Origin of the sequence: Bradyrhizobium sp. 2S1, assembly GCF_011516625.5 — a bacterium.
Taxonomy (GTDB): Bacteria; Pseudomonadota; Alphaproteobacteria; order Rhizobiales; family Xanthobacteraceae; genus Bradyrhizobium; species Bradyrhizobium septentrionale.
In genome coordinates this window covers 4042111-4063975 of record NZ_CP147717.1, presented here as the reverse complement: position 1 = coordinate 4063975, position 21865 = coordinate 4042111, and the positions used below count along the sequence as shown (strand labels likewise).

Below are 21865 nucleotides of genomic sequence, written 5' to 3'. Positions count from 1 at the left end.
CGTCATTCTCTCCACTACGGTACGAAAACCATGAACACGAACACGGCGAACACCACCATGTGAACGAGCCCGAACAGGATGTTGGTGCGGCCGGTTCCGAAGGTGAGCATGCTGACCATGAAGGTGAGCAGCAGGATCAGCATATGCTGGTTGCTGAGCCCGAGCACCAACTGCTTGTCGAGCGCATAGGCGGCAACGGCCACGGCGGGAACGGTGAGCCCGATGGTGGCGATCGACGAGCCGAGCGCGAGGTTGATGCTCTTCTGCAGGTCGTTCTTGCGCGCCGCCGCCACCGCGGCAACGCTTTCCGGCAACAGGATCAGCGCCGCCACGACCAGGCCGGCAAAGGCCGGCGGCGCCCCGATCTTGACGGTGACGACATCGACCACCAGCGAGAACTTCTTGGCCAGCAGCACCACCGCCAGCAGGGAAGCCAGCAGCAGGACAACGCTGATCACCGTCATGCGGTCCGACATCACCTCGCCATGCGCCGCCGCCTCATTGGCGCCGCTGACGAAGTAGTCGCGGTGGCGGATGGTCTGGGTGTACAGGAACACCGCATAGAGCAGCAGGGTCACGACGCTGATGACGGCGAGCTGGGCCGTGGAATAGACCGGCCCCGGCGCCGTGAGCGTGAAGTTCGGCATATCCAGCGTGATGGTCGCGAGCACGAACAGCACGCTGAGGTAAAGGTTGGCGCCGGTGATCTGGAAATCCTGCTCGCGGTAGCGCAAGCCGCCGATGAAGATGCAGAGCCCGACCAGGCCGTTGCAGACGATCATCACGACCGCGAACACGGTGTCGCGCGCCAGGGTCGGGGCCGGCGTGTCGCCCAGCATGATGGTCGAGATCAGCGCCACCTCGATGATCGTCACCGCAAGCGTCAGCAGCAGCGTGCCGAACGGCTCGCCGATCCGTTCGGCAATCATCTCGGCGTGGTGGACGGCCGCAAACACGGTGCCGAACAGGATCACGAGCAGCACGGCCGCGAACAGCCAGCCAGCCGCGGACGGCGCGAAGGCGTAGCCCGACGCTGTGACCGCGACGAACAACAGCATCGCCAGAACGGGATACAGCCAGGACGACCGTGGCATCGGTGCGTGTGCGCTCATGTCGTCAGCCCCCTCAATTCGACCGGCCCGATTATGCGACAGACGATCGCCGCCGTCAGCCTTTTGCGGCGTCGATAAACCGCCTCGCCGTCTCCATCGCACCGAAATCGTCGAGATTGTCGTGCCCGCCCCCGGGTAAACGCACGAACTGCTTGGGCTCACGGGCGAGACCGAACAGGCGCTCGCCGAAGCGGATCGGGATCACCGGATCGCTGCTGCCGTGCATGATCAGGAGCGGCGCGGTGACGCCGGTGATTCGCCGGTCGGAATGGAATTGATCGCGCATCAACAGACTGACCGGCACATACCAGAAGTGCGCGCCGGCGACGTCGGCGGTCGATGTGTAGGGCGCCTCCAGGATCAGGCTGCCGATCGGATGTTCGGCGGCGAGCGCGACCGCGACACCGGTGCCGAGCGAGAATCCCCAGGCCACGATCTGCTCGGCGCGGTAGCGCGCGGTGGTGAACGCGTAGGCCGCCGCGGCGTCCTGCAGCAACCCCTGCTCGCTCGGAGATCCGCTCGACCCGGCGTAGCCGCGAAACGACAGCGCCACCAGCCCGGTGCCGTCGGCCGTGACGGCCTTGAAGCGCGCCACGCGGCCGGCAAGGAAATCGCCATTGCCATGAAAGAACAGCACCACAGGCCGGCCCGGCTTCGCCGGCACATGCCAGACGATGACCTTCTCGCCGTCGGCCGTGGTCAGGACATGCTCTTCCGCCTCGGGAAACCCTGCGGCTGCCGGCGCAGTGCGCCCGACCGGTGGGATCGGAAACAGCAATTCGCGCTGCTTGACGAACAGCACCAAGAGCCCGCCGAGATAGACGACGACCGCGGCGATCACGAGCCATTTCAGGATTGCGAGTGCCAGCGCCATCACGGTGGCCGCTTCTATGTCTTGCCGCGGCGCTTGCGCAGTTTCTCGACGTCCACCTTGATGCTGTCGGGCACCGGCCGGCATGAACACGCCGCCGCATGCGCGACATGCCACTTGATGCGCTGCTCGCGCGTGGCCCGGGGCGGCATGCGATGGGTTCGATGCCACTCCCGGTTCAGCACCATTGCGCCCGCCCTACATCGCCTTGACGATGTTCTCGGTGACCTTCTTGGCGTCGCCGAGCAACATCATGGTGTTGTCGCGGTAGAACAGCGGGTTGTCGATGCCGGCATAGCCGGATGCCAGCGAGCGCTTGATGAACATCACGGTGCCGGCCTTCCAGACCTGCAGCACCGGCATGCCGTAGATCGGCGAGGTCTTGTCCTCTTCCGCCGCCGGGTTGGTGACGTCGTTGGCGCCGATCACGAAGGCGATGTCGGCCTGGGCGAACTCGGAGTTGATGTCCTCGAGCTCGAACACCTCGTCATAGGGCACGTTGGCCTCGGCCAGCAGCACGTTCATGTGGCCGGGCATGCGCCCCGCCACCGGGTGAATGGCGTATTTCACCTCGACGCCTTCCTTCTTCAGGATGTCGCCCATCTCGCGCAGCGCGTGCTGGGCCTGCGCCACCGCCATGCCGTAGCCGGGCACGATGATGACCTTGGAGGCGTTCTTCATGATGAAGGCGGCATCGTCAGCCGAGCCGAGCTTGGCGGGCTTCTGCTCGCCCGAGCCGCCGCCCGCGGCCGCGGTCTCGCCGCCGAAGCCGCCGAGGATCACCGAGATGAACGAGCGGTTCATCGCGTGGCACATGATGTAGGACAGGATCGCGCCGGAGGAGCCGACCAGCGCGCCGGTGATGATCAGCGCCGAGTTGCCGAGCGTGAAGCCGATGCCGGCCGCGGCCCAGCCGGAATAGGAGTTCAGCATCGAGATCACGACCGGCATGTCGGCGCCGCCGATCGGGATGATCATCAGCACGCCGAGCGCCAGCGCGATGATGGTGATCAGCCAGAAGTCGAGCGCGCTGCCCGACAACACGAGGCCGACGATGAAGAACACCAGCGCCAGCGCCAGCACGATGTTGATGACGTGGCGGAACGGCAGGATGATCGGCGCGCCGCTCATCCGGGCCGACAGCTTCAGGAATGCGATCACCGAGCCGGTGAAGGTCAGCGCGCCGATCGCGACGCCGAGCGACATCTCGACCAGGCTCTGCGGATGGATGTTGCCGGGCGTGCCGATGTCGAAGGCTTCAGGCGCATAGAACGCGCCGGCGGCGACCAGCACCGCGGCCATGCCGACCAGCGAGTGGAACGCGGCGACGAGCTCGGGCATCGAGGTCATCGGCACGCGGCGCGCGATCACCGCGCCGATGCCGCCGCCGATCGCGATCGCGACGATGACCAGCAGCCAGGCCACGCCGTCGGCCGGCGGATGGCTGGCCAGCGTGGTGGCGACGGCGATCGCCATGCCGATCATGCCGAACATGTTGCCCTGGCGCGACGACGCCGGGCTCGACAGGCCGCGCAGCGACAGGATGAACAGCACCCCCGCCACGAGATACAGAGCAGCAGCCAGATTGGCGTTCATCTCAGGTCCCCCTTTGTCTTCGTCACCCCGAGGTGCACGCCGCTCACTTTGCTTTCTTCTTGTACATCGCCAGCATGCGCTGGGTGACAAGGAAGCCGCCGAAGATGTTCACGCAGGCGAAGATCAGCGCGACAAAGCCGAAGCCGCGGGCCCAGCCCGAGCCGCTCGACACCATGCCGACGCCGACCGCGAGCAGCGCACCGACCACGATCACCGACGAGATCGCATTGGTCACGCTCATCAGCGGCGTGTGCAGCGCAGGCGTCACCGACCACACCACGAAATAGCCGACGAACACGGCGAGAACGAAAATCGACAGCCGGAACACGAACGGATCGACGGCCTGCGCGAGATGCTCCATGGCTTCTCTCCTTACTTCGGCTGGAAGTTGGGATGGATGACGGCGCCGTCTTTGGTCAGCGCGGTGGCCTTCACCAGCTCGTCGTCCCAGTTGACCGCGAGCGCCTTGTTGGCCTTGTCGACCATCGTCTCGATGAACGAGAACAGATTGCGCGCGTACAGGCTCGAGGCCGAAGCGGCGACGCGGCCGGCGACATTGGTGTAGCCGACGATCTTGATGCCATCCGTCTCGACGACCTCGCCGGGCCTGGCGCCCTCGACATTGCCGCCGCGCTCGACCGCGAGATCGACCAGCACCGAGCCCGGCTTCATCGATTTCACCATCTCACCGGTGACCAGCTTCGGCGCCGGACGGCCCGGGATCAGCGCGGTCGTGATGACGATATCCTGCTTCTTGATGTGCTCGGCGGTCAGCGCGGCCTGCTTGGCCTGGTACTCCTTGGACATTTCCTTGGCGTAGCCGCCGGCGGTCTGCGCGTTCTTGAACTCCTCGTCCTCGACGGCGAGGAATTTGGCGCCGAGCGATTCGACCTGCTCCTTGGTGGCGGGGCGCACGTCGGTCGCGGTGACGACGGCACCGAGCCGCCGCGCGGTCGCGATCGCCTGCAGGCCGGCAACGCCGACGCCCATCACGAACACTTTCGCGGCCGGAATGGTTCCGGCGGCGGTCATCATCATCGGGAAGGCACGGCCGAAGGCTTCGGCGCCCTCGATCACAGCCCGGTAGCCGGCCAGGTTGGCCTGCGAGGACAAGACGTCCATCACCTGGGCGCGGGTGATGCGCGGCATCAATTCCATCGCGAAGGCGGCAATGCCGGCATCGGCCATCGCCTTCAGCGCGGCATCATTGCCGTAGGGATCCATGATCGCGATGACCAGCGCACCGCGCCTGTACTTCGACAGTTCGGAGGCCTCGGGCCGCTTCACCTTGATGATGATGTCGGCGTCCTTGAGCGCATCGGCGCTGACGGTGGCGCCAACCGCGGTGAACTCCGAATCGGGTAGGCCGGACTTGATGCCCGCGCCCGGCTCGACCGCGACCTCGGCGCCGATCGCCTTGAACTTCTTGATGGTGTCAGGCGAGACCGCAACCCGCGGCTCGGACGGATCAATTTCCTTGGCAACGGCAATCTTCATGGGCCCTCCGGCGGCGCGAGCCGCGCACGCGTCTTCAAACTAGCGTTATTTTCGCCAGATTGGATACCCGGTTTTTACATCCGGGTTCGATCAGGAATTCTGGCACCGCCGCGGGACGGCGATGCCGGTAGCCGATCAGGGATCAAACCAGGAAATACGCCATCAGGGCGAGAATGATGGCGACGGTGATGCTGCCGTATTTGACCAGGATGAGAAACCCCTCATAGGTCTGCTCATGCGCCACGTAGTCGTTGCCGTCGGCCGTCGTGTAGGCCACTTCGCTATGGTCTGCCATCGCTGTCCCCAGTCAGAAATTCGCGTTCTGCGAGCCATTACCGCAAACGGGTTGGCAGGGCAACGGCGCGGTCCCGATCGGGTGATTTGAAGCGCAAATCGTCCCCGGCCCGGACGGTCGAGCGACGGCCAGCGCCGCCGCGGGGGCAGGACTGATCTCCCAAACGCGGGCGTCATGGAAAGATCATGCCGTCAGGCGCAAAAACGCCGAATGACCCTGCCCGAAGCACGGCCAACCGTGCGGCGGAAGGCCGTTTGGCTTCATCCCATCGCCTCCAGCTCGTCGATCATGCCGGCGATGACGGACAGGCCGCCGTCCCAGAATTTGGGGTCCTTGGCGTCGAGCCCGAACGGCCTCAGCAGCTCGGAATAATGCTTGGTGCCGCCGGCCGCGAGCATGTCGAGATAGCGCTCGGCGAATCCGTCGGACGCATGCTCGTAGACCGCATAGAGCGAGTTCACCAGGCAATCGCCGAACGCGTAGGCATAGACGTAGAACGGCGAGTGGATGAAATGCGGGATGTACATCCAGAACGTCTCGTAGCCCGGCTTGATCTCGATCGCCGGCCCCAGGCTCTCGCCCTGCACGCTGAGCCAGATCTGGCCGATCCGCTCGGCGGTGAGCTCGCCGTTCTTGCGCTCGGTATGAACCGCGCGCTCGAATGAATAGAACGCGATCTGCCGCACCACCGTGTTGATCATGTCCTCGACCTTGCCCGCGAGCAGCGCCTGGCGCTGCTTCGCGTTCCTGGTCTGGGACAACAGCCGCCTGAAGGTCAGCATCTCGCCGAACACGCTCGCGGTTTCCGCCAGCGTCAGCGGCGTCGGCGCCATCAGCGCGCCGTTCTTCGCCGCCAGCACCTGATGCACGCCATGGCCGAGCTCATGCGCCAGCGTCATCACGTCGCGCGGCTTGCCCTGATAATTCATCAGCACATAGGGATGCGCCGACGGCGTGGTCGGATGCGAGAACGCGCCGGGCGCCTTGCCGGGACGGACCGGCGCATCGATCCAGCGATCGGCGAAGAAGCGCTCCGCGATCTCGGCCATCCGGGGCGAGAAGCCGTTATAGGCCGACAGCACCATGTTGCGCGCCTCGGGCCAGGCGATGGTGCCGGTCGCGGCAAACGGCAGCGGCGCGTTGCGGTCCCAATGCGGCAGCTTCTTCTTTTTGAACCAGCCGGCCTTCAACGCGTAATAGCGGTGCGACAGTTTCGGATAGGCCGCGCGCACCGAGGCGACCAGCGCATCGACCACCTCGCGCTCGACGCGATTGTTGAGATGGCGGGAGTCCGCGACGTCCTGGAAGCCGCGCCAGCGGTCGGAAATTTCCTTGTCCTTGGCGAGCGTGTTGGTGATCAGCGCGAAGGTGCGCTCATTGTCCTTGAAGGTCTTGGCGAGCGCCTGCGCGGCGGACTTGCGCTTGTCCCCCGCCTTGTCCTGCAACAGGTTCAGCGTCGGCTCGATCGCGAGCTCCTTGCCTGAGACCTTGAAACGCAGGCCGGAGATGGTCTGGTCGAACAGCCGGTTCCAGGCGGCGTAGCCGCTCTGCGCCTTTTCGTGGAACAGCTGCTCGACGCGATCCTCGAGCTGGTACGGCTTGTCCTTGCGCAGATCCTCGATCCACGGCCGGTAATGGCCGAGCGCGGGTTCGGCCATCGCGCGCTCGATCACGTCATCGTCAACGCGATTGAGCTCCAGCGCGAAGAACAAGAGATGCACCGACGCCGCCGTCAGCCGCTCGGACACATCGCCATAGAATTTCGAAATCGCGGGATCGACGCTGTCGCCGGCATGGACGAGGCCGGCATAGGAGCCGAGACGGCCAGCCAGGTCGTCGATCGCCTCGTAGCGCCTGACTGCCTCGGCAAGCCACCTCCCGCCGCCCTCTTTGGCGGTATTTTCGGCAAGCTTGCCCTTGTAATCGGTCTCAAACGCGACGCAATCTGCATCCATTTTCTGCAGGTCGCGGGCGACTTCAGGCGCGTCGATACCGGAGTAGAGATCTGCCAGATTCCATTCCGGCAGCTTGCCGGTCTTGCCGGCCGGCTGTTTCGCCGCCGGTCCGGTTGCGGCCGGCTTGCGTTGCGCGACCGTCTTGCGCAACGCGGATTCCTTGCGGAGGGCTGCCTTGCTGAGAGCAGACTTGTTCGGAGCAGATTTGGAGCGCGAGGTCATCTTGTTCGAAACCTTAGTTCAGTCGGAAAGATGTCGGCGGCGGAATGAAAGCGGGTTTGCAACGTTTAAGAGTGCGTTAATCGGCATCGGCGACAGTGCCCCGATTCGAGACAAATAAACGTAGCGTGCGGGGAAAACCATGACTGCCACCATTTTGATCGCCGATGATGACGCCGTACAGCGTCGTTTGGTAGAAAACATGGTGCAGAAGTGCGGCTATGAGCCCCTCGTCGTGGACAGTGGCGACGCGGCGATAGCGGCACTGACCGCATCCGAGACGCAGGCGATCGACGCCGTCGTGCTCGACCTCGTGATGCCGGGCCTTGACGGTCTCGGAGTCCTCGCAAAAATTCGTGAAGCTGGTTTGACCATCCCGGTCATCGTGCAGACCGCGCATGGCGGGATCGACAATGTGGTATCGGCGATGCGCGCCGGCGCCCAGGATTTCGTCGTCAAGCCGGTCGGCTTCGAGCGGCTGCAGGTATCCCTGCGCAACGCGCTCAACGCCTCCGCCCTGAAGGGCGAATTGCAGCGCATCCGCCACAGCCGCGAGGGCCGGCTGACCTTTTCCGACATCATCACCCGCAGCGAGGCCATGGCCGGGGTGCTGCGCACCGCGCAGAAGGCCGCCTCCTCGACGATCCCGGTGCTGATCGAGGGTGAGTCCGGCGTCGGCAAGGAACTGTTCGCGCGCGCCATCCACGGCAGCAGCGAACGCAAGGCCAGGCCGTTCGTCGCGGTGAACTGCGGTGCGATCCCGGACAATCTCGTCGAATCGATCCTGTTCGGCCATGAGAAGGGCGCCTTCACCGGCGCCACCGAGCGCCACCAGGGCAAGTTCGTCGAAGCCCATGGCGGCACGCTGTTCCTCGACGAGGTCGGCGAATTGCCGCTGGCGACGCAGGTGAAACTGCTGCGCGCGCTGCAGGAAGGCACCGTCGAGGCGGTCGGCGGCCGCAAGCCGGTCAAGGTCGATGTCCGCATCATCTCGGCGACCAACCGCAAGCTGCTCGATCTCGTGAAGGGCGGCCAGTTCCGCGAGGACCTGTTCTATCGGCTGCACGTGCTGCCGCTGACCATTCCCGCGCTGCGGCAGCGCCGCGAGGACATTCCGCATCTGCTGCGGCATTTCCTGGCGCGGTTCTGCGCCGAGGAAAACCGCAACATCACCGGCATCAGCGGCGAGGCGATGGCGCATCTCGCCCAGCTCGATTGGCCGGGCAACATCCGCCAGCTCGAGAACACGGTGTACCGCGCCGTGGTGATGAGCGATGCCGACCAACTCGGGCTCGCCGATTTCCCGCAGGGGTCGGCGCATCCGGTACCGGAGGGCAAATCCTTGCAGGGCGAGCCGCTGGTGGTGTCGCCGTCCACGGCACCCGCCATGATATCCGGTAGCGAAATACCGGTCGCGCTCCCCCTCCCGACCGCGGGTGGCCTCCCGATGCTCAATGCCGCGGGCGAGGTGCGTCCCTTGGAAGATCTCGAGAACGAGATCATCCGCTTCGCGATTTCGCATTATCGCGGACAGATGTCGGAGGTCGCGCGCCGCCTCAAGATCGGCCGCTCGACCCTCTACCGCAAGCTCGACGAAGCCGCGGCCGGCACGCGCGCAAGCGACGTCACCTAGGCCTTGAGGCCGGCAGGGCCTTACCAGGGAACCTTTTGAACCGTGTCGTGGCGGTGACAGACAAAGGCTGTGCCGCGTGGCAAAAACGCACGGCCCGAGCGAAATCAGCTGCTTCGAGGTCAGTTTGTCGTGAGTTGCCCCGCATGGCGCTGGCTGCATAAGAGGGGCAAATGTATCGTCTGCGTCAATTGCGTTGCAGGCGTGCGAGTCGATCGAAGAGCCGGCGCTTTCGCGCAAGCTATGAAACCAAATACTGACTTGAACTGTTCCAGAGAGCGAGGGGCAGTTCCACCCAGGGGGTGCGATAATGCGTGACTGTTCGAACCACCGTCGAGGATTTGACCGCGTATTGATGGCCGTCGCGGCGACCTTCCTCACGGTGTCCGCGACCTCAGCCTTCGCGCAGGACACGCCTCGCTCCAGCGCCTCGGAACTCGCGATCGACGCCGCGATCCCGCGCCCCGAACCGGCCAATGTGCCGCCGCCCACCGCAAGCGATTTCAAGGCCGACACCACCGCCGCGCTGCCCGACGCAGCCAAGCCGGCAGATGTGAAACCGGCCGGCGTGCAGGCCACCGAGGCCAAACCTGCCGATGCCAAGCCGGTTGACGCCAAACCGGCAGAGCCCAGCACGGCCAAGGCCGCCGAGCCGAAGCCCGCCGATGTCGCCACGACGCCGGCGACGACGCCCGCCGAAGCGCCCAAGACGGATACTGCGAAGACCGATCCTGCGGTCGCGCCGCCTGCGGCAGCACCCGCCCCTGCAACCGCAACAGCGCCTTCGGCAAGCCCCGCGCCGGCGACGGCCGCGGCTCCGGCTGCCGAGCCCGCGAAGGCTGCGAGCAACGTTGCCGCCGAGGATCAGCCGGTTGCCGACAGACTGCGCGAACAGCTCGCCAGCAAGTCGCTGCGCACCTTCGATCGCAAGAACGAGCGCGCGGCGGCCGAGAAATTCTATTCGGCCCGCGACTACGCGCCGGTCTTCACCAAAGCCGGCAAGCTGACCGAAGCTGGCAAGGGCGTGATCGCTCGCCTCAAGGACGCGGCCGCCGACGGCCTCGATGTTTCAGACTATCCGGTGCCGGATTTGGCCGCGGCCACGACATCAGATGCGCTGGCCGACGCCGAGCTGAAGCTCGCGGCCAGCATGCTGGACTATGCACGCCAGGCCCAAAGCGGTCGCATGCACTGGTCGCAGGTGTCGGCTGATATCCTTTATCCGGAGCACCCGATCGATCCGGCGGAAGTTTTCGCGCATGTGACCTCCGCCAAGGACGCCTCCGCCGCGCTCGACAGCTACAATCCGCCGCAGAAGCTCTACAAGGAGCTGAAGCAGAAGCTCGCCGAGCTGCGCGGCCAGAGCGACGGCCCGGTCATCACGATCGCCGACGGCCCCGCGCTGAAGTACGTGCCGGCGCGCAAGAAGCAGGCCGCGGTCGAGGTGGACGATCCGCGCGTGCCTGACCTGCGCAGCAAGCTCGGCGTCACCGAGAATGCCGACAGCACCAAGTATGACGCGACGGTCGCGCGTGCCGTGGAGAAGTTCCAGAACAGCGTCGACCTCAAGCCATCAGGCGTGCTCGACGAGCGCACGGTCAAGGCGCTGAACAGTCCGAAGCGTGACCGCCAGATCGACACCGTGATCGTCAACATGGAGCGCTGGCGCTGGCTGCCGCGCCAGCTTGGCGCCGCCAATGTCGGCAACGCCTATGTGATCCTCAACATCCCCGACTACACGCTGAAGGTGATGCAGAACGGCGCGCAGGTCTGGACCACGCGCGTCGTGACCGGCAAGCCCGGCCAGCACGCGACGCCGCTTCTGACCGAGACGATGAAGTACATCACGGTCAACCCGACCTGGAACGTGCCGCCGTCGATCATCTACAACGAGTATCTGCCGGCCCTGCAGCAGGATCCGACGGTGCTGCAGCGCATGGGCCTGAAGCTCGAGCGCAACCGCGACGGCTCGATCCACATCTCGCAGCCGCCGGGTGAAGCCAACGCGCTCGGCCGCATCCGCTTCAACTTCCCGAACAAGTTCCTGGTCTATCAGCACGACACGCCGGACAAGAACCTGTTCGCCAGGGACGAGCGCGCCTTCAGCCACGGCTGCATGCGCGTGCAGAACCCGGATCAGTACGCTTCGGTGCTGCTCAACATCGCGATGCCGAACGACCATTACACGCCGGAGAAGATCCGCAGCATGTACGGCTCGAGCGAGATCGACCTGAAATTCGCGACGCCGATCCCGGTCAACATCACCTACCAGACCGCGTTCGTGGACGACGCCGGCAAGCTGCAAATCCGCCGGGACGTCTACGGCCGCGACGCCACCATGCTGTCGCTGCTCAAGAACAGCCGCGGCAAGGATCTCGAGACGGTGGTGGCGCACGCCCAGCCGAGCTATTCGCGTCCGCCGAGCAGCAGCCTGCCCCCGGGCGTCAATGTCGCCGGCGACAACAGCGGCTTTAATTCCTCTGGACCGAACTTTTTCGAGCGCCTGTTCGGGGGATTCGGACAGCCGGAGCCGCAGCCGGTCCGCCGCGGCCAGGCCCAGCAGCAGCGCCGGGTGATCACCCGCTAAGCTGTTTCTCTGGCCAGATTGAGATAAATTTTGAAGTAAAATCAACGATCTCGCTCAAAAAGCGGGATCGTTTATGTTAACCATTACCCACCTCTGCCGCGGAACTGGGCTATCTTTTGCCACAGTCGCCCAGTTAGTTAAGCCTAACTTGGGGGCGGGTCGGTAAACCTCGGTTAACCGTCCCGCTTTAAGAAAGCGTTCACCGTCTTTCGCGGGGGGTCTGCGAAAGGTGCCGACCGAACGCTCGTCGACTTGGGTGGGCTCATTAGTGCTGGCTGTCTTCGCACGCCGCTGCAATCTGCTGTCGCTGCCTAAGGCCGGGTACCAAGTCGGCCTGAGCGCGCTATTGCTATTGGCGGGCGCGGGATCGGTGCACGACGCGACGGCGCTGAACCAGACCCGCACCCTCTCGTTCCACCACACCCATTCCGGCGAAGACCTCACCGTCACCTTCAAGCGCGACGGCCGCTACGACGAAGCCGCGCTGAAGCAGCTCAATCACTTCCTGCGCGACTGGCGCTCCCAGGATGAGACGGTGATGGACCGTCACTTGTTCGACATTCTCTGGGAAGTCTATAGCGACGTCGGCGGCAAGCAGCCGATCCAGATCATCTCCGCCTACCGTGCCCCCGCCACCAACGCCATGCTCCGCCGCCGCTCCTCGGGCGTTGCGCGCCACAGCCAGCACATGCTGGGCCATGCGATGGACTTCTTCATCCCGGGCGTACCGCTGGAGCAGATTCGCTTCGCCGGCCTCCGCCTGCAGCGTGGCGGCGTCGGCTTTTATCCGACCTCGGGCTCGCCGTTCGTCCATCTCGACACCGGCAGCATTCGCCACTGGCCCCGCATGACCCGCGAGCAGCTGGTCCGGGTGTTCCCCGATGGCCGCACCGTCCATGTCCCGACCGACGGCACGCCGCTGAAGGGCTATGAGCTCGCCAGGGCCGACATCGAGCGCCGCGGCGATGGTGACAATGCAGCGACCGTTAGCAAACCGAACCTGTTCGCGAAACTGTTCGGCGCCGGCAAGTCGGGCGACGACGAGGACGAAGGTTCGTCTGCTGTGAACGACAAGCCCGCGGCCAATACCGTGGTCGCGGCCGCAGCGCCTGCCAAGTCTGCAGATACCAAGGCCGCCGATCCGATTCCTCTGCCGCGCTCCAAGCCGCAGCAGTTCGCCGCCGCCATCCAGCTTGCCGCCGCCGACGCGCAGCTGGTCCCGATGCCGAAGGCCAAGCCCGCGGTGCAAGTGGTGCAGACGGCCGAGAGCACCGCGCCGCAATCGCCCGCCGACATCATCAACGCCCGCGGCTTTTGGGGTGACGATTCAGCGGCGCCGAAGCAGGCATCGGCGGCGCAGATCGCCGCGCTGAAGGCCCGTGAAGCCGTCGGTGCCGCCGATCCGCAGACCACCGCCAGCGCGACCGAGAACTTCAACAAGGCGCTGGCCTACGTTCCGACCAGCTCGCCGGTCGATCGCGCCAACATCGTCGCGGCGACAGCGCCGATCCCGCGCAATGTACGCCCGACCCGCAATGCGGCAGCGCCAACCACCGAAATCAACACCGTCGTTGCGAAGGGCGCGCCCGGCCAGGGCGTGATCACCACGTCGGCGCGGATCTCGGCCGCCAAAGGCAACGACGTCTGGATGCGCGTGGTGATGCTGGCGCCGAGCGCGAGCACCGGCATGCTGACGACGGTGCTCGGCGATACCGACATGAGCCTGATGCGCGCGCACTTCGTGAAGCCGCAGGCCGCCGTCGCCATGACCTTCTCGGAAGATCCGATGATGGGCATGACCTGCGACCGCTTCTCGGGCTCGGCGACAAGTCTGCTGACGACCCAGTCGTTCGTGCTGCGCACCGCCTCGCTGCGGTAGGCTCTACCCACAATATCCCTTCATCAAGCCGGTCAGGCCGGCAGTCCCGCCTTGAGCAGGCCGGCCTCGTAGCGCGCCCGGTCGGGTTCGCGCTTGTAGTGCTGGGTTGTCAGATGGGCGGCGACCGTGAAGGCCGGCTCGCGCTTCATCACCTCGGCGGCGTGCGCCGAGGCCGCCACCGGGTTGCCCATCTGCGCCAGGGTCGCTGCGAGGAAGGCGTGATGGGTGTGGTCGGGCCGCGTGATCCGCGAGAACGCCTCGGCCGCATCGGCGTATTTCTCGGCACAATAGCAGGCGCGGCCGAGATGGCTCCAGAAGCGCTCCGGATGGAACGGATTGAGGCGCATCGCCCGCTTGATCCAGTCAATGCCCTCCTCCGGCCGCCCGAGCCAGGTCAGGAGTTCGCCCTGCTGCACCACAACGAGGTCGTAGTTCGGGTTGAGCGCGAGCGCGCGCTCCTGATGGAAGGTTGCCTTGTCATGGTCGTCGCGGTTGAGGTTCAGCGCGGCGAGGATCCGGTGCACGTCGCTGTCGTTGTCGTCGAGCTTGAGAGCGATCTCGAGCTCGGCGGCCACCTGCGCGAAGGTCGCGTCGCGATCCTCGCACCAGTTGTAGACCCAGGTCTGCCCGAGCACGCAAGCCCGCCAGGCGTGCGCGTGCGCATAGTTGGGATCCAGCACGATGGCGCGCTCGAGCAGGCGCTGCGCCTCCGCATTGTCGTCGCGCGCCGAACGATGATGCAGCACCTTGGCGGCCAGCACGCACTCATAGGCCGCCATGTTGTCGGTCGGCTTGCGCTTGACGCGGTCATGCGCGGCGGCCTCGACGCGCCCCGGCAGCGTCGCCACGATCGCGCGCGTCATCTCGTCCTGGATGGCGAAGATATCGGCCAGCTCGCGGTCGTAGCGCTCGGCCCAGACGTGCCTGTCCGCCTCGGCATCGATCAGCTGCACCGTGACGCGGATCCGGCCACCCGCCTTGCGCACGCTGCCCTCCAGCACATAGTCGACGGCGAATTCCTTCGCGACGTCCTGCACCTTCACGGCCTTGCCCTTGTACACAAAGGCCGAGTTGCGCGAGATCACGAGCAAATCGTGGAAGCGCGACAGCTCGGTGATGATGTCCTCGGTGAGCCCGTCGGCGAAGAATTCCTGCTCCGGATCGCCGCTCATGTTGACCAGCGGCAGCACCGCAATCGACGGCTTCCTGGCGATGACGGGCGCGGCCGCCGCCCCCTTCGACTGCTCGGCCCTGGCATCTGCTCGGAGATGGACGCGGAAGACCCGGATCGGGCGCGCGATGTTCTTGACGGTCTGATCGCCGAGATCCTCGAAGCTCAAATCTTCCAGGCGATCGCCGACCTGATCGCGTACCGCGCCGGAAATGCAGATGCCGCCGGGCTCGGCCAGCACCTCGAGGCGGGACGCGACATTGACGCCGTCGCCGAAGATGTCGGCGCCGTCAACGATCACATCGCCGAGATTGATGCCGATGCGAAACTGCATCCACCGCGCCGGCGCGACGTCGGCGTTGCGTTTGGCCATCCGGCGCTGCACCTCGGCCGCGCACAGCACCGCATCGACGACGCTGTGGAACTCGACCAGCAGGCCGTCGCCGGTGGTCTTGATGATGCGGCCGCGATTCTTGGTGATGGCCGGATCGATCAGTTCGATCCGATGGGTCTTGAGGCGCGCAAGGGTGCCCGTCTCGTCAGCCTCCATGAGCCGACTAAAGCCGACCATATCGGCGGCGAGCACCGCAGCGAGCCGGCGCTCTGGTCCTGGCACGTCCATTTGAACGATCTGCCCGGTTACCTCGCCGGGCAGTCTAGCAGTTCACGGGATTTCACCCAAGCCTTGTTCATCCAAGCCATGTTCGCCGAAGCCATGAACGCGCCTCGGGCGCCCGAAGGGCCGCCCGGCGCCGCTTGCCGGCCGAAAACGCCGGCCGCCTCAGAGCATCCCAAGCGCCTGCATGTAGGTCTCCAGGATGGTCTCCTGCTCCTGGCGCTCGTTGGCGTCCTGCTTGCGCAGGCGCACGATGGTGCGCAGCGCCTTGACGTCGAAGCCGTTGCCCTTGGCCTCGGCATAGACGTCACGGATGTCGTCCGAGATCGTCTTCTTTTCTTCTTCCAGCCGCTCGATGCGCTCGATGATGGACTTGAGCTGGTCCTTGGCAAATCGCGTTGCGGGCTCATCCTGAACGGCGGCAGACGTGGTGGCCATCGCGTACTCCTGAAATGGCAATGAAATGTCGCGCGAATACGCGCCACGCGCACCGCTTGCTGCGGGCGACCCTCGATTTTGGCGCACGTTCCGTCAAGGAAACATCGCGCTCATCCACAGCGCGCCCACAGGAGATGCAGGCGGCCACGGAACTGACGCCACACAGGCTGAGATTTAATGCCCGCTTTGGGCCTTCTTCATCGCCGCGAGCTGCTCCGGCGTCGCGTTGCCCTGATACTTCGCCTTCCATTCCTCATAGGGCATGCCGTAGACCGCTTCGCGGCTCTCGTCCTTGCTCACGGCAAGGCCCTTGGCGTCGGCCTCTTCCTTCATCCAGTTGGACAGGCAGTTGCGGCAGAAGCCGGCCAGGTTCATCAGGTCGATGTTCTGGACATCGGTCCGGTTGCGCAGATGATCGACGAGGCGCCGGAAGACCGCGGCCTCGAGTTCTGTTCTGGTTTTGTCGTCAATGCTCATCTTCGTGATCCCGGTGTGTCGCGCTCACCATATTGATATCAAGTGGGAATTGTCACAGATTTTGCCATATCGGCGCGCAAAACGGACCTCGCCGGCCGGATTTGCCATGGTCCCGCAGCATGGCAGACGGGCGCCCGCCCGTTGACAGCGCCCGCCGGGCACGCGAAATCGATAATGATTTGATATAGCTTCGCCGCATGAGCCCAATAGATTCTCCCGCCTCAGCTCCCCGCACCATCCGCCTGATCCTGGCCGGCATCCTGCCGGTGCTGGCGCTTGTCGCGACATGCCTGTGGACGAGCCCGGCGGCCGCCGATTTCCGGCTCTGCAACAACACGTCGAGCCGGGTCGGGATCGCGCTCGGCTACAAGGACGCCGAGGGCTGGACCACCGAAGGCTGGTGGAACGTGTCCTCGCGGACCTGCGAGACCTTGCTGCGCGGCAACCTTGTGGCGCGCTACTACTACATCTACGCTCTCGACTATGATCGCGGCGGCGAATGGTCCGGCCAGGCCTTCATGTGCTCGCGCGACAAGGAATTCACCATCAAGGGTACCGAGAATTGCCTAGCGCGCGGCTTTGACCGCACCGGCTTCTTCGAGGTCGACACCGGCGAGCAGCGTGCATGGACCGTCCAACTGACCGAAGCCAACGAGCAACAGCCGCAGAAAGTACCGGGAATGCCGGGCGGCGTGGGCCCAGGAAGCCCCGGAGCGATGCCGGGCCTGCCGAACCCGCCGCCGGGCGCAGCGCCTCCGGGCGCGTCTGGTCTGCCGCCAGCCGCACCACCCGGAAACAAACAATGAGACGACTGCGTCGAATCAAGATCCTCGCAACGCTCGGCCCGGCCTCCTCAGACAGTGCGATGATCCGCAAGCTGTTCGAGGCGGGCGCCGACGTCTTCCGCATCAACATGAGCCACACCCCGCATGACAAGATGCGGGAGCTGGTCAAGACCATCCGCAATGTCGAATCGAGCTACGGCCGGCCGATCGGCATCCTGGTCGACCTGCAAGGGCCGAAGCTGCGGGTCGGCGCGTTCGCGGAAGGGTCGACCCAGCTGAAGAACGGCCAGAGCTTCATTCTGGATTCCGACAAGTCGCCGGGCGACAACAGCCGCGTCCAGCTCCCGCATCCGGAAATCCTCGCCGCGCTCCGGCCCGGGCATGCGCTGCTGCTCGACGACGGCAAGGTACGGCTGATCGCCGAGGAAACCTCGCCCGACCGCGCGGTGACGCGCGTCGTGATCGGCGGCAAGATGTCGGACCGCAAGGGCGTCAGCCTGCCCGACACTGATCTGCCCGTCTCCGCGATGACCGCAAAGGACCGCGCCGATCTGGAGGCCGCGCTGCCGGAGGGGATCGACTGGGTCGCGCTGTCCTTCGTGCAGCGTGCCGAGGACGTGATCGAGGCCAAGAAGATGATCCGCGGCCGTGCCGCCGTGATGGCCAAGATCGAGAAGCCGCAGGCGATCGACCGCCTCGCCGACATCATCGATGCGGCGGACGCGCTGATGGTGGCGCGCGGCGATCTCGGTGTCGAGCTGCCGCTGGAGCGGGTGCCGAGCCTGCAGAAGCAGATGATCCGGATGGCGCGGCGCGCCGGCCGGCCGGTGGTGGTCGCGACCCAGATGCTGGAATCGATGATCCAGGCGCCGGTGCCGACGCGCGCCGAAGTCTCCGACGTCGCCACCGCCGTCTACGAGGGCGCCGACGCCATCATGCTGTCGGCGGAATCGGCCGCCGGCAAATTCCCGGTCGAGGCGGTCTCGACCATGAACCGCATCGGCGAGGAAGTGGAGCGCGACCCGACCTATCGCAGCGTGCTCAACGCGCAGCGCGTCGATCCGGAGCCGACGGTGGGCGACGCCATTGCCGACGCCGCGCGGCAGATCGCCGAGACGCTCGATCTGTCGGCGATCATCTGCTGGACCTCTTCGGGTTCGACCGCGATCCGTGTGGCGCGCGAGCGGCCGAAGGTCCCGGTGGTCGCGATCACGCCGAACCTCGTCACCGGCCGAAAGCTGGCGGTGGTGTGGGGCGTGCATTGCGTGGTCGCCGAGGACGCCCATGATCTCGACGACATGGTCGACCGCGCCGGCTCGATTGCGTTCCGCGACGGCTTTGCCAAGGCCGGCCAGCGCGTCATCATCGTCGCCGGGGTGCCGCTGCGCGCGCCCGGTACCACCAACATGCTGCGCATCGCCTCGGTCGGCCCGAACGGCGACGCGCAGCTCTAACGTGCTCCGCCGTGCTTGGGGCGCGGCGCTCAGCCCTGCAACGACGCGTCGAGCGTGATCTTGGTGTTGAGCAGTTTCGACACCGGACATCCGGCCTTCGCCTTGCCGGCGAGTTCCTGGAACGCCGCGTTGTCGGTGCCCGGAATCTTCGCCGACAGCGTCAGGTGCACCGCGGTGATGGCAAAGCCGTCGCCGACCTTCTCCAGCGTCACATCGGCCCTGGTCTCCATGTGCTCGGCCGTGAGCTTGGCTTCGCCCAGGATCAGCGACAGCGCCATCGTGAAGCAGGCGGCGTGCGCCGCGCCGATCAGCTCCTCGGGGTTCGAACCGGGCTTGCCCTCGAAGCGGCTGGCGAAGCCATAGGGGTAATCCGAGAGCGCGCCGCTCTTGGTCGAGATCGCGCCCTTGCCGTCCTTGATGCCGCCCTGCCATTTGGCCGAGCCGTGGGTCGTCGTCATGCGTTGCTCCGTGAGGTGGTTGTGCCCAGCCCCGAAACTACAACGCCAATGCGACAGAAGCGTTCGCTGTGCTCCCGGCGCCAGAGCGTTTTCGAGCGCAGTGGACGCCGGTTCGCGTGAAGAAAACGCGTCAAAATAACAATCCAGAGCTTCGGTTCGATCAGAACCGAAGTGCTAGGCGCCGACCAGCGCCTTCGCCGGGGTTGTCGCCTGCACCACGAGGCCGCGGGCGCGCGCATCCATGACGCCGACCGCGCGCAGCGCGAGCAGCGTCACGGTTTGCACCGCATCGCGCAGCTTGATCGGATCGTCGAGATTGGCCGGCGCCAGCGGGCCGAGCAGCGCTTCGTGCAGCGCGCCGAGCAAGGCCGTGGCGGCCAGCGCCGTATCCTGTGCCGGCAGATGCCCGGCACGCACGGCGGCGTCGATGCGCATGGCAAGCTCGCCGGAAATATCGCGGCGGCTGGCGAGGCGCGAGGCGGTGACGTCGACATCGACAGGCTCGGCCAGGATGCCCCAGGCGAGCTTGCGCTGCGACAGCACGTGGACCGCAATCGTCGTCACCGCGGTGGCCAGCGCCGACGACGGTCCGGGCGCGGCATCAGCGGCGCGCCGGATCGCGGACAATTCGTCGCGCGAGACTTCCGTGATCAACTCCGAGATCAGCTCGGCCTTCGACGGGAAATAGCGATAGACCGTCCCGGCCGCGACGTTAGCCCGCACCGCAACGGGTGCGATCTGGACCGCCGCCATGCCGCCCGCTGCCGCCGCGTCCCGCGCCGCCGACAGGATGGCGCTGCGCCGGGCGGCCAGCCGTTTCACGACCTGATGAGTTCGCCGGTAGACCATGGCGTTCCGTCCCCCCACCGTGCGCTTGGCCGGCGCCCACCGGCAGAACACACGCGTCTTCAATGTTTTGAACGATTGATCCCGCAATCGTCTGAAGAAGTGAACAACTATTCAGACTGGTTGACAAGCTGGAATTGTAGGGATTTTTTACAACCGCCGATGCCACCTCTGATTGAGCCGGCGGCACTACGGCCGGCAGGCCAGCGTCGGCCACGGGATGTGGTGACCCGCTGCTCGCGGTTGGCGGCTGCGATCACGTCGGAGCATGATCGAGATGGTAAATCGCGCGCTAACATGATCGCTCGAAATCGAGACGTCTGATCGCGCTGGTCCACGATGTCGTGGCCGCATTTACCCGAATTTATCGGTAGCCATGGTCGAGTGCGCATAAGCGCCACGCGTGGCGTTGTCTCTCGATGCATCGGGCCGAAACCAGAAAGCGCATGTCACTCTCCATCACCAGCAGCGTGATCAGCCGCAATGCGGCGCGAGGACTGGTGCCGCTATGCGCCGCCGTGGGCGCCTATCTGTTTTACCTCTCGGCCGGCGAAATCCTGCTGCGCGATTCCGATACGATGTGGCAGATCAGGATCGGGCAGTGGATCCTCGAACACGGCGCGATGCCGACCACTGACGTGTTCTCGTTCACCCGCTATGGCGAGGCCTGGATCTCGAGTTCGTGGCTGTCGCAAGTGGTGTTTGCGCTGGTGTACGGCGGAGATTGGGCCGGGCCAGAGATCCTGACGTCGATCGCGATCGGCGCGACGGTCGCGATCTTTCTCAATCTCCTGAGCCCGTATTTCGATCCGGCACGTGCAGTCCTGATCACGGCGCTGGCGCTGCTGCTGTCGACGATCCACTTCTTCGCGCGGCCCCACGTACTGGCGCTGCCGGTGCTGCTGGCGTTCATCGGCGGCCTGATGGCGGCCGCCGACCGCCGCACCTCACCGTCATGGTGGCTGCTGCCGCTGATGGCGCTGTGGGCCAATCTGCATGGCGGCTTCGTTCTCGGCCTGGCGCTGATCGGACCGATCGGGCTGGAGGCCATCTGGAACGTGGAGCCCAGCCGCCGCCGTCAGCTCATCGTGCGATGGGGACTGTTCGGCCTCGCCGCGCTGGTCGCGAGCTGCGTGACGCCCTACGGCTGGAATAGCCTCCTGGGTGCGACCAAGATCCTCAGCCTCGGCAAGCTGCTGACCCTGATCGGGGAGTGGAAGCCCGCGGATTTCAGCAAGCCCAGCTTCTTCGAAGCCACGCTGCTCGGCCTGATCGGCCTGATCTGCTATCGCAGGCTGACCCTGTCGGTGCCGCGAATCCTGCTGCTGCTCGGCCTGATCTGGATGGCGCTGAGCCATGTCCGCAACATCGAGGTGTTCGCGTTCATCGCCCCCTTGGTGCTCGCCAAGCCGATCGCCGAACAATGGGGAACGGCGGGCGCTGCCGCGTCCCGCTTCGAGGAGACCCGCGCGATCCCCGTCGTCACGATCCTGGCTGCGATCGCGATGGTGATCGGAGCATGGGTGACGACGACGATGTTCGTCGCGCAGCATCAGTTCAAGTTCCTGCCGCAGTTCTCGCCCGTGGCCGCGGTCGATGTCCTTCAGCAGCACAAGGCGCAGCGCGTCTTCAGCACCGCGCCGTTCGGCGGCTACATGGTGAGCCGCGACATGAAGGTGTTCATCGACGGCCGCGCCGAGCTCTATGGCGAGCAATTCGTGCTCGACTATTACGACGCGCTGGATGCCCGCGACGTCGGCCAGCTGCTTGGCCTGCTCGACAAATACCGGATCGACACCACGCTGCTGAGCTCGGACTCTCCCGCCGGAAACGTGCTGGACCACCTCAAGGGCTGGAAGCGGCTCTACAAGGACGACATCGCCGTCATCCATGTGCGATCGGACGAGACGAAGGCTGGCGCGGTCCCGGCAGGCGAGAGCGCCAAGTAGGCTGCGCTGTCGCGTTCTCCTGAAGCGCAG

19 protein-coding genes are annotated in these 21865 nt (G+C 65.5%); 6 read left to right on the top strand and 13 right to left on the bottom strand.

What is annotated here, in order from left to right:
- Positions 1 to 14 precede the first annotated feature (14 nt).
- From HAP54_RS19165 to HAP54_RS19130, 8 genes are all read right to left on the bottom strand, one after another.
- On the bottom strand, positions 15 to 1112 hold the full coding sequence (locus tag HAP54_RS19165; protein ID WP_166302743.1) for a calcium:proton antiporter: 1098 nt from the start codon (positions 1110 to 1112) through the stop codon (positions 15 to 17).
- 55 nt (positions 1113 to 1167) lie between these two features.
- On the bottom strand, positions 1168 to 1986 hold the full coding sequence (locus HAP54_RS19160; RefSeq protein WP_166308037.1) for an alpha/beta hydrolase: 819 nt from the start codon (positions 1984 to 1986) through the stop codon (positions 1168 to 1170).
- A 14-nt stretch (positions 1987 to 2000) separates the two neighbouring features.
- Positions 2001 to 2135, bottom strand: coding sequence for a hypothetical protein (locus tag HAP54_RS19155; RefSeq protein ID WP_283843202.1), 135 nt, complete (start codon positions 2133 to 2135; stop codon positions 2001 to 2003).
- A 46-nt stretch (positions 2136 to 2181) separates the two neighbouring features.
- Entirely contained in the window at positions 2182 to 3579 is a 1398-nt protein-coding gene (locus HAP54_RS19150; RefSeq protein ID WP_166214012.1) for an NAD(P)(+) transhydrogenase (Re/Si-specific) subunit beta, read from the bottom strand.
- 43 nt (positions 3580 to 3622) lie between these two features.
- The gene (locus HAP54_RS19145; RefSeq protein ID WP_016841609.1) at positions 3623 to 3940 is read right to left on the bottom strand and encodes a proton-translocating transhydrogenase family protein; all 318 of its coding nucleotides are present in this window, start codon (positions 3938 to 3940) and stop codon (positions 3623 to 3625) included.
- A gap of 11 nt (positions 3941 to 3951) precedes the next feature.
- On the bottom strand, positions 3952 to 5076 hold the full coding sequence (locus tag HAP54_RS19140) for a Re/Si-specific NAD(P)(+) transhydrogenase subunit alpha (RefSeq protein WP_029085509.1): 1125 nt from the start codon (positions 5074 to 5076) through the stop codon (positions 3952 to 3954).
- 142 nt (positions 5077 to 5218) lie between these two features.
- The gene (locus HAP54_RS19135; protein ID WP_029085508.1) at positions 5219 to 5371 is read right to left on the bottom strand and encodes an aa3-type cytochrome c oxidase subunit IV; all 153 of its coding nucleotides are present in this window, start codon (positions 5369 to 5371) and stop codon (positions 5219 to 5221) included.
- A 260-nt stretch (positions 5372 to 5631) separates the two neighbouring features.
- Positions 5632 to 7548 carry a M3 family oligoendopeptidase gene (locus tag HAP54_RS19130; protein WP_166302740.1) on the bottom strand — a complete coding sequence of 639 codons (1917 nt, stop codon included), beginning with the start codon at positions 7546 to 7548 and terminating at the stop codon, positions 5632 to 5634.
- Positions 7549 to 7687: 139 nt separating this feature from the next.
- Here HAP54_RS19130 and HAP54_RS19125 point away from each other — a divergent pair, with 139 nt between their 5' ends.
- The 3 genes from HAP54_RS19125 to HAP54_RS19115 all read left to right on the top strand — a co-directional run bounded on the left by HAP54_RS19125 (position 7688) and on the right by HAP54_RS19115 (position 13641).
- A complete protein-coding gene (locus HAP54_RS19125) occupies positions 7688 to 9178 on the top strand; it encodes a sigma-54-dependent transcriptional regulator (protein ID WP_166302737.1) in 1491 nt (496 codons plus the stop codon).
- Between the two features lie 307 nt (positions 9179 to 9485).
- Positions 9486 to 11762, top strand: coding sequence for a L,D-transpeptidase family protein (locus HAP54_RS19120; protein WP_166302734.1), 2277 nt, complete (start codon positions 9486 to 9488; stop codon positions 11760 to 11762).
- 268 nt (positions 11763 to 12030) lie between these two features.
- A complete protein-coding gene (locus tag HAP54_RS19115) occupies positions 12031 to 13641 on the top strand; it encodes a DUF882 domain-containing protein (protein ID WP_224741868.1) in 1611 nt (536 codons plus the stop codon).
- A 32-nt stretch (positions 13642 to 13673) separates the two neighbouring features.
- Here the strand turns inward: HAP54_RS19115 and HAP54_RS19110 are convergent, their stop codons facing one another.
- The 3 genes from HAP54_RS19110 to HAP54_RS19100 form a co-directional block, all read right to left on the bottom strand.
- Positions 13674 to 15434 carry an adenylate/guanylate cyclase domain-containing protein gene (locus HAP54_RS19110; RefSeq protein WP_166302729.1) on the bottom strand — a complete coding sequence of 587 codons (1761 nt, stop codon included), beginning with the start codon at positions 15432 to 15434 and terminating at the stop codon, positions 13674 to 13676.
- Between the two features lie 159 nt (positions 15435 to 15593).
- Positions 15594 to 15866, bottom strand: coding sequence for a DUF2312 domain-containing protein (locus HAP54_RS19105; protein ID WP_029085502.1), 273 nt, complete (start codon positions 15864 to 15866; stop codon positions 15594 to 15596).
- Between the two features lie 174 nt (positions 15867 to 16040).
- The gene (locus HAP54_RS19100) at positions 16041 to 16343 is read right to left on the bottom strand and encodes a DUF1244 domain-containing protein (protein ID WP_166302726.1); all 303 of its coding nucleotides are present in this window, start codon (positions 16341 to 16343) and stop codon (positions 16041 to 16043) included.
- A gap of 197 nt (positions 16344 to 16540) precedes the next feature.
- Between HAP54_RS19100 and HAP54_RS19095 the strand changes: the two genes are divergently transcribed.
- Together HAP54_RS19095 and pyk are read left to right on the top strand one after the other, a co-directional pair.
- Complete coding sequence (locus tag HAP54_RS19095; RefSeq protein WP_166302723.1) at positions 16541 to 17149, top strand: DUF1036 domain-containing protein; 609 nt, start codon at positions 16541 to 16543, stop codon at positions 17147 to 17149.
- On the top strand, positions 17146 to 18582 hold the full coding sequence (gene pyk / locus HAP54_RS19090) for a pyruvate kinase (protein ID WP_166302720.1): 1437 nt from the start codon (positions 17146 to 17148) through the stop codon (positions 18580 to 18582). The genes HAP54_RS19095 and pyk overlap by 4 nt, the downstream gene beginning before the upstream one ends.
- Before the next feature lie 29 nt (positions 18583 to 18611).
- On the opposite strand, the gene HAP54_RS19085 is transcribed toward pyk, so the two are convergent.
- Entirely contained in the window at positions 18612 to 19040 is a 429-nt protein-coding gene (locus tag HAP54_RS19085; RefSeq protein ID WP_166302717.1) for an OsmC family protein, read from the bottom strand.
- A 174-nt stretch (positions 19041 to 19214) separates the two neighbouring features.
- Positions 19215 to 19889 carry a TetR/AcrR family transcriptional regulator gene (locus HAP54_RS19080; protein WP_029085497.1) on the bottom strand — a complete coding sequence of 225 codons (675 nt, stop codon included), beginning with the start codon at positions 19887 to 19889 and terminating at the stop codon, positions 19215 to 19217.
- 443 nt (positions 19890 to 20332) lie between these two features.
- Between HAP54_RS19080 and HAP54_RS19075 the strand changes: the two genes are divergently transcribed.
- The gene (locus HAP54_RS19075; RefSeq protein WP_166302714.1) at positions 20333 to 21835 is read left to right on the top strand and encodes a hypothetical protein; all 1503 of its coding nucleotides are present in this window, start codon (positions 20333 to 20335) and stop codon (positions 21833 to 21835) included.
- Positions 21836 to 21865 lie beyond the last annotated feature (30 nt).

Bases quoted from the DNA above. Each gene is read 5' to 3' on its own strand.
- HAP54_RS19100 (WP_166302726.1), bottom strand. From the start codon at position 16,343: ATGAGCATTGACGACAAAACCAGAACAGAACTCGAGGCCGCGGTCTTC.
- HAP54_RS19145 (WP_016841609.1), bottom strand. From the start codon at position 3,940: ATGGAGCATCTCGCGCAGGCCGTCGATCCGTTCGTGTTCCGGCTGTCG.
- HAP54_RS19130 (WP_166302740.1), bottom strand. From the start codon at position 7,548: ATGACCTCGCGCTCCAAATCTGCTCCGAACAAGTCTGCTCTCAGCAAG.
- HAP54_RS19135 (WP_029085508.1), bottom strand. From the start codon at position 5,371: ATGGCAGACCATAGCGAAGTGGCCTACACGACGGCCGACGGCAACGAC.
- HAP54_RS19140 (WP_029085509.1), bottom strand. From the start codon at position 5,076: ATGAAGATTGCCGTTGCCAAGGAAATTGATCCGTCCGAGCCGCGGGTT.
- HAP54_RS19125 (WP_166302737.1), top strand. From the start codon at position 7,688: ATGACTGCCACCATTTTGATCGCCGATGATGACGCCGTACAGCGTCGT.
- HAP54_RS19120 (WP_166302734.1), top strand. From the start codon at position 9,486: ATGCGTGACTGTTCGAACCACCGTCGAGGATTTGACCGCGTATTGATG.
- HAP54_RS19155 (WP_283843202.1), bottom strand. From the start codon at position 2,135: ATGCCGCCCCGGGCCACGCGCGAGCAGCGCATCAAGTGGCATGTCGCG.
- HAP54_RS19075 (WP_166302714.1), top strand. From the start codon at position 20,333: ATGTCACTCTCCATCACCAGCAGCGTGATCAGCCGCAATGCGGCGCGA.
- HAP54_RS19085 (WP_166302717.1), bottom strand. From the start codon at position 19,040: ATGACGACGACCCACGGCTCGGCCAAATGGCAGGGCGGCATCAAGGAC.
- HAP54_RS19105 (WP_029085502.1), bottom strand. From the start codon at position 15,866: ATGGCCACCACGTCTGCCGCCGTTCAGGATGAGCCCGCAACGCGATTT.
- HAP54_RS19110 (WP_166302729.1), bottom strand. From the start codon at position 15,434: ATGGACGTGCCAGGACCAGAGCGCCGGCTCGCTGCGGTGCTCGCCGCC.
- HAP54_RS19160 (WP_166308037.1), bottom strand. From the start codon at position 1,986: ATGGCGCTGGCACTCGCAATCCTGAAATGGCTCGTGATCGCCGCGGTC.
- HAP54_RS19080 (WP_029085497.1), bottom strand. From the start codon at position 19,889: ATGGTCTACCGGCGAACTCATCAGGTCGTGAAACGGCTGGCCGCCCGG.
- HAP54_RS19150 (WP_166214012.1), bottom strand. From the start codon at position 3,579: ATGAACGCCAATCTGGCTGCTGCTCTGTATCTCGTGGCGGGGGTGCTG.
- HAP54_RS19095 (WP_166302723.1), top strand. From the start codon at position 16,541: ATGAGCCCAATAGATTCTCCCGCCTCAGCTCCCCGCACCATCCGCCTG.
- pyk (WP_166302720.1), top strand. From the start codon at position 17,146: ATGAGACGACTGCGTCGAATCAAGATCCTCGCAACGCTCGGCCCGGCC.
- HAP54_RS19165 (WP_166302743.1), bottom strand. From the start codon at position 1,112: ATGAGCGCACACGCACCGATGCCACGGTCGTCCTGGCTGTATCCCGTT.